Annotated in this window: 16 protein-coding genes; 2 read left to right on the top strand and 14 right to left on the bottom strand. The window is 64.0% G+C overall.

Features of this window, described 5'->3' with window-relative positions:
- Positions 1-42: 42 nt before the first annotated feature.
- From ACR65N_RS04040 to ACR65N_RS04065, 6 genes are all read right to left on the bottom strand, one after another.
- Positions 43-351: a Dabb family protein gene (locus tag ACR65N_RS04040; protein WP_430305693.1), complete on the bottom strand. Its 309-nt coding sequence runs from the start codon at positions 349-351 to the stop codon at positions 43-45.
- A 55-nt stretch (positions 352-406) separates the two neighbouring features.
- Positions 407-847: a ribonuclease HI gene (rnhA, locus tag ACR65N_RS04045; protein ID WP_430305694.1), complete on the bottom strand. Its 441-nt coding sequence runs from the start codon at positions 845-847 to the stop codon at positions 407-409.
- Positions 844-1,818, bottom strand: coding sequence for a homoserine kinase (locus tag ACR65N_RS04050; protein WP_440455837.1), 975 nt, complete (start codon positions 1,816-1,818; stop codon positions 844-846). The genes rnhA and ACR65N_RS04050 overlap by 4 nt, the downstream gene beginning before the upstream one ends.
- Positions 1,819-1,934: 116 nt before the next feature.
- Complete coding sequence (locus ACR65N_RS04055) at positions 1,935-2,303, bottom strand: VanZ family protein (RefSeq protein WP_430305696.1); 369 nt, start codon at positions 2,301-2,303, stop codon at positions 1,935-1,937.
- Between the two features lie 208 nt (positions 2,304-2,511).
- The gene (gene ispH, locus ACR65N_RS04060; protein WP_430305698.1) at positions 2,512-3,516 is read right to left on the bottom strand and encodes a 4-hydroxy-3-methylbut-2-enyl diphosphate reductase; all 1,005 of its coding nucleotides are present in this window, start codon (positions 3,514-3,516) and stop codon (positions 2,512-2,514) included.
- Positions 3,517-3,679: 163 nt separating this feature from the next.
- Positions 3,680-4,087: a winged helix-turn-helix transcriptional regulator gene (locus ACR65N_RS04065; protein WP_440455838.1), complete on the bottom strand. Its 408-nt coding sequence runs from the start codon at positions 4,085-4,087 to the stop codon at positions 3,680-3,682.
- 71 nt (positions 4,088-4,158) lie between these two features.
- Between ACR65N_RS04065 and ACR65N_RS04070 the strand changes: the two genes are divergently transcribed.
- Positions 4,159-4,983, top strand: coding sequence for an NAD(P)H-binding protein (locus ACR65N_RS04070; protein ID WP_440455839.1), 825 nt, complete (start codon positions 4,159-4,161; stop codon positions 4,981-4,983).
- Positions 4,984-4,989: 6 nt separating this feature from the next.
- Here ACR65N_RS04070 and ACR65N_RS04075 read toward each other — a convergent pair whose 3' ends face one another.
- The 8 genes from ACR65N_RS04075 to coxB all read right to left on the bottom strand — a co-directional run bounded on the left by ACR65N_RS04075 (position 4,990) and on the right by coxB (position 11,548).
- The gene (locus ACR65N_RS04075; protein WP_440455840.1) at positions 4,990-5,763 is read right to left on the bottom strand and encodes an SURF1 family protein; all 774 of its coding nucleotides are present in this window, start codon (positions 5,761-5,763) and stop codon (positions 4,990-4,992) included.
- Positions 5,732-6,115 carry a DUF983 domain-containing protein gene (locus tag ACR65N_RS04080; RefSeq protein ID WP_440455841.1) on the bottom strand — a complete coding sequence of 128 codons (384 nt, stop codon included), beginning with the start codon at positions 6,113-6,115 and terminating at the stop codon, positions 5,732-5,734. Before ACR65N_RS04080 ends, ACR65N_RS04075 begins: the two co-directional genes overlap by 32 nt.
- 104 nt (positions 6,116-6,219) lie before the next feature.
- Complete coding sequence (locus ACR65N_RS04085) at positions 6,220-7,095, bottom strand: cytochrome c oxidase subunit 3 (RefSeq protein ID WP_440455842.1); 876 nt, start codon at positions 7,093-7,095, stop codon at positions 6,220-6,222.
- Between the two features lie 56 nt (positions 7,096-7,151).
- The gene (locus ACR65N_RS04090) at positions 7,152-7,763 is read right to left on the bottom strand and encodes a cytochrome c oxidase assembly protein (protein ID WP_440455843.1); all 612 of its coding nucleotides are present in this window, start codon (positions 7,761-7,763) and stop codon (positions 7,152-7,154) included.
- Positions 7,764-7,786: 23 nt separating this feature from the next.
- Complete coding sequence (locus ACR65N_RS04095; RefSeq protein ID WP_495065918.1) at positions 7,787-7,921, bottom strand: cytochrome c oxidase system small membrane protein; 135 nt, start codon at positions 7,919-7,921, stop codon at positions 7,787-7,789.
- Positions 7,921-8,877, bottom strand: a complete 957-nt coding sequence (locus tag ACR65N_RS04100) for a heme o synthase (protein ID WP_440455844.1) — start codon at positions 8,875-8,877, stop codon at positions 7,921-7,923. The genes ACR65N_RS04095 and ACR65N_RS04100 overlap by 1 nt, the downstream gene beginning before the upstream one ends.
- A gap of 65 nt (positions 8,878-8,942) precedes the next feature.
- Complete coding sequence (gene ctaD / locus ACR65N_RS04105; protein WP_430305706.1) at positions 8,943-10,649, bottom strand: cytochrome c oxidase subunit I; 1,707 nt, start codon at positions 10,647-10,649, stop codon at positions 8,943-8,945.
- 14 nt (positions 10,650-10,663) lie between these two features.
- Entirely contained in the window at positions 10,664-11,548 is an 885-nt protein-coding gene (coxB, locus tag ACR65N_RS04110; protein ID WP_430305707.1) for a cytochrome c oxidase subunit II, read from the bottom strand.
- 297 nt (positions 11,549-11,845) lie between these two features.
- Here coxB and ACR65N_RS04115 point away from each other — a divergent pair, with 297 nt between their 5' ends.
- Positions 11,846-12,445 (top strand): invasion associated locus B family protein, encoded by a 600-nt coding sequence (locus ACR65N_RS04115; RefSeq protein WP_430305708.1) that lies wholly within the window; start codon positions 11,846-11,848, stop codon positions 12,443-12,445.
- Positions 12,446-12,534 lie beyond the last annotated feature (89 nt).

Below are 12,534 nucleotides of genomic sequence, written 5' to 3' on the forward strand. Positions count from 1 at the left end.
AACTGCTTTGCACCGCGCGTGCTGTTGAAGAGCGACTGCTTCTCAGACCTCGAAGTCGAAGACCATCAGGCCGGCCAGTCCGCCATCGCAGGCGGCGACGAGCCGTTCGGCGACCGCCACGTGATTGGCGTGCACGAGATAGGCATCGCGCGCTTCGGCGGTATCGAAGGTGACGACGAAGCCGTCGCGGAAACCGCCGCTCAGGCCTTCCGGCGAAACATTCGACCCGGACTTGAAGCCGGTGATGCCTGGGATGATCGACTGCAGCTCGGCGAGCGACGCGAACAGCGCCTGCTTTTCGTCGGCCGGCAGCGACGCCTTCAGGCGCATGAATACACAGTGCTCGATCATGATGATGTCTTCCTCTCGTCGCGCTTGCTGCGGCAGCCCGTGGTGCCGAGATCCGTCATTTCTTCTTGAACGGCGCCATGCCGAGCCGGGCCAGTTCATCGGCGCGCTCGTTTTCCGCATGGCCCGCGTGACCCTTCACCCAGTGCCATGTGACCTTGTGGCGCTGGTTTGCGACGTCGAGCTGCTGCCACAGTTCGCCGTTCTTCACCGGCTTCTTGTCGGCGGTCTTCCAGCCGTTCTTCTTCCAGCCGAAGATCCACTTCGAAATGCCGTCCATGACATATTTGCTGTCGGTGTGCAGATCAACCTCGCACGGCGTCTTCAGCGTGGTGAGCGCGGTGATCGCCGCCATCAGCTCCATGCGGTTGTTGGTCGTCTCCGCCTCGCCGCCGTACAGTTCCTTTTCGGTGTCGCCATAGCGCAGGATGGCCCCCCAGCCGCCGGGACCGGGATTTCCCGAGCAGGCGCCGTCGGTGTAGATATCGACATGTTTCATCGTGCATCGGCCTCCAGGCCGTATTCGGTCGCCGAGCCGATCGCCCGGTGGAAGCGCAGCTTCTTCAGATATTCGAGCGGGTCCTTCTTCACCACCAGCGCGCCGGCCGGCGTCGTCAGCCAGTCGTAGAGGCGGGTCAGGAAGAACCGCAGCGCCGAGCCGCGGGCCAGGATCGGCAGTGCGTCTGCTTCGGCAGCCGAGAGCGGCCGGACCGACTGGTAGCCGGCCAGCAGCGCCCGGCCCTTGGCGAAGTTGTAGGCCCCGTCCTGTTCGAAGCACCAGGCGTTGAGGCAAATCGCCACGTCATAGGCGAGCAGGTCGTTGCAGGCGAAGTAGAAGTCGATGAGGCCCGACAGGCGATCGCCGAGGAAGAAGACGTTGTCCTGGAACAGATCCGCATGGATGACGCCTTCAGGCAGATCCTTCGGCCAGGCAGCCGACAGGGCATCGAGTTCGTTGCCGATTTCGGCCTCCAGGCCTGCCTGTACCTCGTCGGCGCGCGGTGCCGCCTTCTGCCACAGCCCGACCCAGCCTTCGAGCGACAGGGCGTTTTCCCGGCGGATCTCGAAATCGGCGGCGGCCAGATGCAGCTCGGCCAGCGCCCGGCCGACCTCGTGGCAATGCCGCGCCTCCGGCTTTCTCAGCCACATGCCCTCGAGAAACGAGATCAGCGCCGCCGGCCGACCCGACAGTTCGCCGCACAGCGCCCCGTCGTGGCGCGGCAGCGGCAGCGGGCACGACAGCCCCTTTTCCGCCAGATGCTGCATCAGCCCGAGAAAGAACGGCAGGTCAGCCGCATCGACGCGCTTCTCGTAGAGCGTCAGGATCAGCGGATCCTTCGTGGTGTGCAGGAGGAAGTTGGAATTCTCGACGCCTTCGGCGATGCCCTTGTAGGAGGTCAGCTCGCCGGCATCGTACTGCCCCAGGAAAGCCTTCAGGTCGCTTTCGGTGATATCGGTATAGACGGCCAAGATCTCGTTCCTGCTGATGCCGGTCGCGACCCGGCGGAGTGGTCACAAGGCATACACAGCCGGATGGCGATGTGGCTAGCCCCCTGCAGCCAGAGACACAGGTTTCGCGAAGTGGGTCAGGACGGACGCCCGGCCGGCGAGCGCACGAAGCGCAGGCGGCACTGGTTGACCAGCCAGCCGACGGCAAGCCCGAGGCAGCAGCCGACCGCCTTGACGAACACGTCGTGCAGGCGCGGGTGACGGCTGGGCTGGATGAACTGCAGGAGTTCGATGAAGGCGGTGCCGGCAACGATGATCGCGGCGCAGAGCAGGAACTGCCGCGGATAGGCGACGACGAAGATCGCCGACAGCAGCGCAAAGGCCAGCGCCCGGTCGAGATTGACCGGCAGGACATCCTGCGGTCGCCAGTCGATCGGCGAGACCGTCGCGAAGACGATGAAGGCGAGCACCAGCCAGGCGGCGGTCTTGAGGATGCGGCTTGTCATGGACCCCATATAAAGGAGCGGCGGCCAAGCGCAATCGGCGGCAGCGCATATGGTTAGCGCGGGGGAGCGCCGGTGGAAGGCTGATGATGCCGTCGAAGGAGAGGCACTGTGTTTGCCGAACCGGATCCTGGCCCCTCGCTTGGGGCTCAGGGCGTTCAATGCTCAAAACGCGCCACTGGCGCCTTTTGCCGGCTACCGCCGTCGCATTTCACCCATTCACCCAGGCCATGTCCTCGCGCGTCAGTTCGACGCTGCGAAGCTCGCGGTTGACGAGGAAATGCTCGTTTTCCTCTGTGGTGATGGCAAGCTCGACCTTGGCATCGAAGCGCTGGCGGAAGGCTTCGATGATCTCGTCGACGATGACCTCCGGAGCCGAGGCGCCGGCCGAGATGCCGAGCGTGCCGATCGGACCGACCTCGTCCCAGGCGATTTCCGCGGCGCGCTGGACGAGCAGCGAGCGGGTGGCGCCTGCCCGGAGCGCGACCTCGACGAGGCGCTTGGAGTTCGACGAATTCGGTGCGCCGACGACGATGAACAGGTCGCAGCCGGGTGCCGCCTGCTTCACCGCCTCCTGACGGTTTGTCGTCGCGTAGCAGATGCTGTCGGCCGAGGGCGCCGTCAGGTTGGGGAAGCGTTCCTGCAGCTTGGCGATGACGCCGGCCGTATCGTCGACGGAAAGCGTCGTCTGCGTGACATAGCCGAGATTGTCGGCATCGATCGGCTGGTAGGCTTCCGCATCGGCAATCGTATCGATGAGCGACACGGTTCCTTCAGGGAGCTGGCCCATCGTGCCGATCACTTCCGGATGGCCGGCATGGCCGATGAGGATCACGTGCCGGCCGAGGCGCTGGTGGCGCATCGCCTGCTTGTGGACCTTCGATACCAGCGGACACGTCGCATCGAGATAGAAGAGGTTGCGGGTCTGGGCATCCTCGGGCACCGATTTCGGCACGCCGTGGGCGGAAAACACCACCGGCTGGGCGCGATGCTCCTCCGGAATCTCGTTCAGTTCCTCGACGAAGACGGCGCCCTTGGCTTCCAGTCCCTCGACCACATAGCGGTTGTGGACGATCTCGTGGCGCACATAGACGGGTGCTCCATAGGCCTTCAGCGCCAAGACGACGATCTGGATCGCACGGTCGACGCCGGCGCAGAAGCCGCGCGGGCCACAGAGGCGGATGGTGAGGGGTGGTTTCGACACCTGGATGTTCATGAGCGGTCCGGCTGAATGTCCATGTTCGCCCTCATATAGGCGAGCACGCCGCCCGGCGCCATGCAAAAAGGGTGTGGTCGGCCAGCAAATGCCGTGAAAACCCATGTACGTCCGCTGCCTGCGCGCCCGGATGGCGTCGCGGGCGACGAGGAAAAGAGGCCGCTCAGACCGTCGGTCGCTTGTCGAACATCGCCTGCGCTGCCTCGATCTCGTGCTTGCTCTGCCGGCTCCAGACCACCAGGGAAGCAACCTGCGTTGCAAAGGCGCGACCGAGCGGCGTCAATTCGTAGGTAACGCTTGGCGGAACCGTCGGCTCGACATGCCGCAGGACATGTCCGTCCCGTTCCAGGCGGCGAAGCGTCAGCGTCATCATCCGCTGCGAGATACCGGAAAGCGCCCTTTCCAGCTCCCGATAGCGGCGTGGGCCTGCCGACAGTTCCGCAAGCGTCATCACCGTCCACTGCTCACCCAGCCGGTCGAGAATGAGGCGTATCCCGCAATCCTCGTGGTCGGGCGCGCCACAAGGCTCTATCGCCGGCTCAAGGCGAACATCGCTGTGCGTATCGGACAAGATTGTGCCTCCTTATGCAGCGTTTCGGATCGGTCTAAAGCCTCGCCAGACCAAACCGAAGGGACTGTTACATGATCTTGATCACCGGTGCATCTGGCCAGTTGGCAACGCTCGTGGCGCAAGGGGCGCGGCGCGCAGGATTGACCATCCAGACCGCGAGCCGCGCGTTGGATGCCGACCGCCCAATGGATTTCGACAGGGTCGAAACCCTGGACTTCTCCGGCGTCTCGACGCTGTTCCTCGTCTCTGCCGGTTATGCCGAGGACGATGTCGTCATCCGGCGGCATGGCTCGGTTCTGAATGCCGCGCGCCGCCACGGCGTGAGCCATGTCGTCTACACCAGCCTTTCGGCCGCCAGCGATCATCTCGGCTTTGCGCTTGCGCATCGCTGGACGGAGCGGGCGCTCAAGGAGAGCGGGCTCGGCTGGACCATCCTGCGCAACGGCCTCTACGCCGAACTGATCGGCATGCTTGCTGCCCCGCGAGATGGCCGGATCGAGGTTCCGTTCGGCACGGGACTGATCTCGGCTGTCGCGCGTGCCGATCTTGCCGACGCGGCAATCGCGGTTCTCCGCGATCCGAAGGCTCATGCGGGGATGACGTATGAGCTGGCCGGCGTCGCGCCGTTCTCGGTGCCTGATCTCGCCCGGCGGCTTGCCGTCGATTACGCGCCGGTCAGTCTTGCGGCCGAGCGCGAACGGCTGTCCGGTCTGCCGCTCCTGGCGTTTCAGCCGCCCATGCTGCTGTCGATCTCATCGGCTGCCATGGCGGGCTTCCTCAAGGCCGAAACGAGCGATCTCCAAACCCTGGTCCCGCAACCGCGTGACGCGCTGGCGGTTGCATGCGAAGCGGCTCGACTGGCCGGTGGCCTGCCGCCGGACGCAGGGCAGCCGTGATCGCGCTCAGCCGCGGCGGCGCTTCCACCAGAGACTGGCGACGACGGCCACAAGTGCTAAGGCCAGGCCGTACCAGGTGACGGCATATTGCAGATGGCTGTTGGGCAGGTCGAACTGCGTAACGCCACCCTGCGGCCAGCCGCCGGGGTTCTTCACCGTCTCGTCGGCATCGACGAAGAACGGCAGGACGCGAGCCGGATCGAGCCCGGCGGCCGCGACCATTGCCGACCAGTCCTTCCAGTAGAAGATGTTCTTCGCCGGGTCGTTGTCCGGCACCAGCCAGGAGGGTTTTCCCGGCAACCGATCACGCACATAGCCCGTGATGGTTACAGGGCCCTCGACCTCGCCGGCCGCGCGTGTGCCCGGCTCCTTCATCTCGTAGGGCACGAAGCCGCGGTTGACGAGCAGCGACCGTCCATCGGCAAGTCGCATCGGCGTGTAGACGTAGAAGCCGGTGCGGCCCTGATGGGTGGCAAAGAAGTGCCGCTCGCCCGCATGGTCGAAGGTGCCAGAGGCCCGCACCCGCAGGTATTCCTGGACGGCTTCTCCCGTCCCGGCGGGGATGGCTGCCAGAAGATCGACGGGAGCTTCTGCCCGGCGCTCGGCGATCTCGGCCAGCAGCTGCTCCTTCCAGGCGAGACGCTGCATCTGCCAGGTGCCGAGCGTTACGAGCGCCGCCAGCAGCGCCAGCACCAGCACGCCAGTGACAAGCCTTGCGGTACCGCTCATCGGCTTCAAGTCGTCACGCTCAGTCACGGTCGATGCGGCCTTCGCTGGCATTGTGGCGGTACTGGAGGGCGATCAGCACGCCCTTCAGCAGCCGCAGCGTTCCGAGGCAGACGACCACCGCGATCGGCAGGGTGATCAGCAGATGCAGGAGGATCGTCGGGTGGAAGGTGAACTCGAACCACAGGGCAAAGCCGACAACCAGGAAGCCGGCGATGAGCATGACGAACACCGCCGGACCGTCGCCGGAATCGGCAAAGCCGTAGTCGAGGCCGCAGGCGCCGCACTTCGGTCTTACCTTCAACAGCCCGTCAAACAGCTTCCCCTGGCCGCAGCGCGGGCAGGCGCCCTTCAATCCGGCGCGGATCGGGTCCTGGGAGGGGAAACGGGCGTTGTCCTCGTGCATGCTCTGCCTTTCAGGTCGGGACATCGGTGGTCCCGGAAAGCGGCAGGGGCGGCTTTTCGACCGCCCCTGCCCGATATGCGTTCGTTCGAAGAGTGCCGGCCCGATCAGTGGGCCAGCGGCGCGCCCCAATCGCCCCAGATGTAGATGGCGAAGAACAGGAACAGCCAGACGACGTCAACGAAGTGCCAGTACCAGGCGGCCGCCTCGAAGCCGAAGTGCTTTTGCGGGGTGAAGCCGCCATTGATCGCCCGCACCAGGCAGACGAGCAGGAAGATCGTCCCGACGAAGACGTGGAAGCCGTGGAAACCGGTGGCCATGAAGAAGGTCGCGCCGTAGATCGAGCTCTTGAAGTCGAACGGCGCGTGGGCATACTCATAGGCCTGCACGAAGGAAAACAGCACGCCGAGCGCAACCGTCAGCGCCAGGCCGTTGATCAGGCCCTTGCGGTCGTTGTGCAGCAGTGCGTGGTGAGCCCAGGTGACGCAGGTGCCAGACAGCAGCAGGATCACCGTGTTGTAGATCGGCAGGTGCCAGGGATCGAGAACCTCGATGCCCTTCGGCGGCCACTGACCGCCGGTATAGGCAACGCGCGACGCCTGGATGGCTTCGTTGGCATAGAGGCTGGCGTCAAAGAAGGCCCAGAACCAGGCGACGAAGAACATCACCTCGGAGGCGATGAACATGATCATGCCGTAGCGCAGGTGCAGCGACACGACGCGCGTGTGGTGGCCTTCGCGGCCTTCCTTGATGGTATCCGCCCACCAGCCGATCATCGTGTAGACGAGGATCGCCAGGCCGATGAAGAACAGCCATGGATGGGCAAAGTCGATGCCGAACATGTGGAACTGGCCACCATGCAGGTAGCGCATGTAGCCGACGCCGCCGAAGGTGACGACGAAGGCACCGATCGACGCGAGGAGCGGCCAGATGCTGGGGTCTATGATGTGGTAGTCGTGGTTCTTTTGGTGCGCTTGCGCCATGGTCGGTCCCCGAAGTTTCTCCTCAAGCCTTCCCGCCTGCGCGGGCCGGCCCACTCTCACAGTTTCTTGGCGCTGTCCCCGGCCTTGCCATCGTTCAATCCGGCAACCGGATTTGCCCCCTGGCTCGGATAGAAGGTGTAGGACAGCGTGATATTGCGGATATTCCTGGTCTCTTCCGCCTTGGCGATCTCCGGATCGACGAAGAACACCACCGGCATGTCGAGCGTCTCGCCCGGCTTCAAGGTGGTTTCGGTAAAGCAGAAGCATTCCACCTTGTTGAAGTAGGCGCCGGCTTCCATCGGCGTAACGTTGAACACTGCCATTCCGGTCACCGGCTGCGGCGAGCGGTTGGTGGCGGTGTAGCTGATCTGCACGGTCTCGCCGATCTTGGGCTCGATCGACCGGTTGACCGGCTTGAACTCCCAGTTGAGGCCGCTCGAGGTATTGGCATCGAAAGTGACGCGGATCGTCTGGTCGAGAATGGTCTCGGAATACTGCTCGACGCGTTGCGTCGTGCCGTTGTAGCCGGTCACCTGGCAGAACAGCCGGTAGAGCGGCACCGAGGCATAGGCGGCGCCGACCATGCCGCAGACGAACACCAGGCAGGCGACCAGGATCGCCATGTTGCCGCCGTTGCGGGTGCTGCTTCTCGTCTGTGTATTGGTCATGGGTTCCTCCTCCCCGCTCCGCTTCAGCTCGGTGTGCCGAGCTTGATCAGCGTCACCACGTAGAAGAGCACCACCAGCGCCGCCAGCACCAGGCCGAGCGCAATGTTGCGTCCGCGCCTGGATTTCTTCTGTGCATCGGTGATCTTGACGGTCTCGATCATAGCAGGCCTCCCAACCCGTCGGCGAAGACCTGCCCGTAATGGCTGGCGATGAGCGCCGAGAAGATCGCAAAAAGGTAGAGGACCGAATAGGCGAACATGCGCTTGGCGGCGACCATCTTCTCGTCCCCGTCCGGCATGCGCCAGACGGCGATGGAACAGAGGACGAAGACGGCGCCGAGCACTGCGGCAAAGGCTCCGTAGACCCAGCCGACAAGGCCGGTCATCGCCGGAACCACGCCGACCACCGCGGTCAGCACCGCGTAGGCAACGATCTGGTGCTTGGTGGAGCGTTCGCCGGCGACGTTCGGCATCATCGGGATGCCGACCGATCCGTAGTCGCGCATCTTGAACAGCGCCAGCGCCCAGAAATGCGCCGGCGTCCAGAGGAAGATGATCAGGAACAGCACGATGCTGTCGAACGACACGCTGCCCGTCACGCAGGCCCAGCCGATCATCGGCGGGAAGGCGCCCGAAGCACCGCCGATGACGATGTTCTGCGGCGTCGAGCGCTTCAGCCACATCGTGTAGACGACGGCGTAGAAGAAGATGGTGAAGGCGAGCAGACCGGCGGCGAACCAGTTGATCGCCAGGCCGAGAATGCAGACCGAAAAGGTCGACAGCGTCAGGCCGAAGGCAAGCGCCTCCTGCGGCAGGATGCGGCCATCGGGAATGGGTCGCTTGGCAGTGCGGGTCATCACCGCGTCGATATCGGCATCATACCACATGTTGAGCGCGCCGGACGCGCCGGCACCCACCGCAATGCAGAGGATGGCGATGGCGCCGAGCACCGGGTTGATGGAGCCGGGCGCCAGCAGCAGCCCGGCAAATGCCGTGAACACGACAAGCGACATGACGCGCGGCTTCAGGAGCTCGAAGAAATCCCGCGCGCCGGCTTCGGACAGGTAGACCTTGTCCTCGCCGTCCAGGCTTGCGTGATTATCGATGACGGTCATGCGGCAGTCCTGTGCTGTGGTCGACGGCGGCGCGGTTTTCAACCCGCGCCACCCTTGTCGTTCGATTACTTGATGCGGGGCAGCTGTTCCCACTGGTGGAACGGCGGCGGCGAAGACAGCTGCCATTCCAGCGTGGTCGCACCCTCGCCCCACGGATTGTCGCCGGCGACGCGCTTCTTGGCGAAGGCTTCCCAGACGCTGAAGAGGAAGATCAACACGCCGACGAAGGAGATGTAGGAGCCGATCGAGGACACGTAGTTCCAGCCGGCGAAGGCATCCGGGTAGTCGATGTAGCGGCGCGGCATGCCGGCAAGGCCGAGGAAATGCTGCGGGAAGAACACCAGGTTCACGCCGATGAACATCACCCAGAAATGAAGGTTCCCCAAGCGTTCGGAATACATGTAGCCGGTCATCTTCGGGAACCAGTAGTACCAGGCGGCGAAGATGGCGAACACGGCGCCGAGCGACAGTACGTAGTGGAAGTGGGCAACCACGTAGTAGGTGTCGTGCAGCGAGCGGTCGAGGCCGGCATTGGCGAGCTGGACGCCGGTGACGCCACCGACGGTGAACAGGAAGATGAAGCCGATCGCCCAGATCATCGGCGTGCGGAACGACAGCGAGCCGCCCCACATCGTGGCGATCCAGGAGAAGATCTTCACGCCCGTCGGCACCGCGATAACCATCGTGGCGAACACGAAGTAGCGCTGCGCATCGAGCGACAGGCCAACCGTGTACATGTGGTGGGCCCAGACGATGAAGCCCACGGCGCCGATTGCCACCATCGCATAGGCCATGCCGAGATAGCCGAAGACCGGCTTCTTCGAGAAGGTCGAGATGATGTGGCTGATGATGCCGAAGCCGGGCAGGATCAGGATGTAGACTTCCGGATGACCGAAGAACCAGAACAGGTGCTGGTAGAGGATCGGATCACCGCCGCCTTCAGGCGCGAAGAAGGTTGTGCCGAAGTTGCGGTCGGTCAGCAGCATGGTGATGCCACCGGCGAGAACCGGGAGCGACAGCAGCAGCAGGAAGGCGGTGACCAGCACGGCCCAGGCAAACAGCGGCATCTTGTGGATCGTCATGCCCGGCGCGCGCATGTTGAGAATGGTGGTGATGAAGTTGATGGCGCCGAGGATCGACGAAGCACCGGCGACGTGCAGCGAGAAGATCGCCAGGTCGACGGCCGGTCCGGGCTGACCCGAGGTGGAGAGCGGCGGATACATGGTCCAGCCGCCACCGACGCCATAGGCGCCTGCCGGACCTTCGACGAACATCGAAAGCAGCAGCAGCAGGAAGGCCGGCACGATCAGCCAGAAGGAAATGTTGTTGAGCCGCGGGAACGCCATGTCCGGCGCACCGATCATGATCGGGATCATCCAGTTGGCGAAACCGCCGATCATCGCCGGCATGACCATGAAGAAGATCATGATCAGCGCGTGGGCGGTGGTGAACACATTGTACATGTGCTTGCCGCCGTCGAGTGCGGCGTCGCCCTCGAAGCCGTAGACCATGGCCGCGAGGCCGTGGAAGATCTGGATGCCCGGCTCCTGCAGCTCCATGCGCATGGCGACCGACAGAAGACCGCCGATGATGCCGGCGATGATCGCGAAGATCAGATAGAGGGTGCCGATGTCCTTGTGGTTGGTCGACTTGAACCAGCGCTCGAAGAAGCTCAGCTTGTGCTCGTGGTGATGGTCGTGCGCGTGGGCATCATGCGCCGTCAGCGCGTGAGCATCATGCGTATGACCGTCGGTTGCGGAATGTCCAGCCATTGTCCTCGCTCCCCTTACTTGGATTCTGCCGAAGCGACCTGGTCGCCGGACTTCGCGTCAAGCGACGCGACGAGTGCCTTGTAGGCGCCGGGCAGATCCTGGGCGGCCGTGGTCATCCAAGTGTTGTATTGTTCTTCCGACACCACGCGAATGGCGATCGGCATGAAGGCGTGGTCCTTGCCGCAAAGCTCGGAACACTGACCGTAATAGAGACCTTCCTTCTCGGCGCGGAACCACGTCTCGTTCAGGCGGCCGGGAACGGCGTCGATCTTGATGCCGAAAGCCGGCATGGCAAAGGCGTGAATGACGTCGGTCGGAGCGGCGGTAACCAGCATGCGGACGGTCTTGTTGACCGGCAGGACAACCTCGTTGTCGACGGCCAGCAGACGCGGATAGATCTTCGGATCCACCTTGCCGGCGGCGGCGCGATCTTCGTCCTTCAGCATGTAGCTGTCGAAGGCCAGCGGGTTTTCACCGCCTTCGTATTCGTAGTTCCACTGCCACTGCGTCGCAGTCGCCTTGACGGTGATGTCGGGATTTTCCGGCATCGTCAGCTGCGCGTTCAAGAGGTTGAACGATGGGATGGCGAGGAACAGCAGGATCAGCACCGGGCCGAGCGTCCAGGCCACCTCGATCATCGTATGATGGGCGGTGCGCGACGGCACCGGGTTGGCGCTCGCACGATAGCGGACGACGACCCAGACGAGCAGCGCCAGAACCAGCAGGGTGATCGGCACGATGAACCACAAGCTGTAGTGGTTGAACCACTTGATCTCATGCATAATCGGCGTCACCGGCTGCTGCATGTCCACCTGCCACGGCACAGGCTGATCGGCGCCCGCCCCCGAGGCGAACAACAGACAGATCATCGCAGCCATCGCTGCATAGGCTCTGTTCATCACGACTTCTCTCCCCAAGCGTTTGATCTGGATCAGATCGTCACGCATCTTCCCAAGCTACAGGCGTTGGTTCAACCACAGTTTAGCAGCAGCCGCAATATCCGGCGAGGCTTGGCGCCCGCCCGTGTGTGCGGCATTTTTGCCGGCAACCCGCCGGGAGCCGGAAAGCCCGGCGTTTCCGGCGGTCCGGACGGCTCCGCATTTTCGCCGCAGTCGGCTGGAAAGAGGTGGAGGGCTTTTCATTCGCGCTCCCCGGCGACAAGAATAGCCAGACTGATTCGAAAGACCGAGGTATCCATGCGTTTCCCAACTCTGTGCGCCGCCGTCGTGGCCGCATTGCTGCCGGGTGTCCTGCTTGCAGGGCCGGCACTGGCCCAGACGGCGCAGCCGGCAGAGAAACAACCGCGTCCGCCAGTACAGGCCGCTCCGCAGGCAACACCGCCGCAGCAGCCGGGCGGCACGCAGCCGGGAACCGTGCGCGGCAGCCACGGCTCGTGGTCTGTGCTGTGCGACAAGCCGGCCGGGGCAACGGTTGAACAATGCGCGCTGATGCAGAACGTCATCGCCGAGGACCGGCCGGAGGTCGGGCTGTCCGTCGTGGTGCTGAAGACCGCCGACCGCAAGGCGCGCATCCTGCGCATCCTGGCGCCGCTCGGCGTCCTGCTGAAGGACGGCATGGACCTGTTCGTCGACAACAACAATATCGGCCGCGCCTATTTCACCCGCTGCTTTTCCGAGGGCTGCTATGTCGAGGTCGAGATCGACGACGAGCTGATGCGCATCCTGCGGGCCGGCAAGAACGCCGTCTTCGCGCTGCGGGAATCGGTGGACCAGGACCGAGTCGGCATCCCGATCGAGCTTGCCGGCTTTTCCGAAGGCTATGACGCGCTGCCTTAAGGCATGATCGCGCCGGGCAAGCTTGCTTCGGCCTGCCGACAGACCTACATCGGGTCCCAGACATCTGGCTCTGGGCCAGGACCTGGCCC

Source organism: Rhizobium sp. SAFR-030 (genome assembly GCF_059415005.1).

Bases quoted from the DNA above. Each gene is read 5' to 3' on its own strand.
- ACR65N_RS04040 (WP_430305693.1), bottom strand. From the start codon at position 351: ATGATCGAGCACTGTGTATTCATGCGCCTGAAGGCGTCGCTGCCGGCC.
- ACR65N_RS04070 (WP_440455839.1), top strand. From the start codon at position 4,159: ATGATCTTGATCACCGGTGCATCTGGCCAGTTGGCAACGCTCGTGGCG.
- ACR65N_RS04115 (WP_430305708.1), top strand. From the start codon at position 11,846: ATGCGTTTCCCAACTCTGTGCGCCGCCGTCGTGGCCGCATTGCTGCCG.
- ACR65N_RS04090 (WP_440455843.1), bottom strand. From the start codon at position 7,763: ATGACCAATACACAGACGAGAAGCAGCACCCGCAACGGCGGCAACATG.
- rnhA (WP_430305694.1), bottom strand. From the start codon at position 847: ATGAAACATGTCGATATCTACACCGACGGCGCCTGCTCGGGAAATCCC.
- coxB (WP_430305707.1), bottom strand. From the start codon at position 11,548: ATGAACAGAGCCTATGCAGCGATGGCTGCGATGATCTGTCTGTTGTTC.
- ACR65N_RS04080 (WP_440455841.1), bottom strand. From the start codon at position 6,115: ATGCACGAGGACAACGCCCGTTTCCCCTCCCAGGACCCGATCCGCGCC.
- ACR65N_RS04055 (WP_430305696.1), bottom strand. From the start codon at position 2,303: ATGACAAGCCGCATCCTCAAGACCGCCGCCTGGCTGGTGCTCGCCTTC.
- ACR65N_RS04085 (WP_440455842.1), bottom strand. From the start codon at position 7,095: ATGGCGCAAGCGCACCAAAAGAACCACGACTACCACATCATAGACCCC.
- ctaD (WP_430305706.1), bottom strand. From the start codon at position 10,649: ATGGCTGGACATTCCGCAACCGACGGTCATACGCATGATGCTCACGCG.
- ACR65N_RS04075 (WP_440455840.1), bottom strand. From the start codon at position 5,763: ATGCCAGCGAAGGCCGCATCGACCGTGACTGAGCGTGACGACTTGAAG.
- ACR65N_RS04100 (WP_440455844.1), bottom strand. From the start codon at position 8,877: ATGACCGTCATCGATAATCACGCAAGCCTGGACGGCGAGGACAAGGTC.
- ispH (WP_430305698.1), bottom strand. From the start codon at position 3,516: ATGAACATCCAGGTGTCGAAACCACCCCTCACCATCCGCCTCTGTGGC.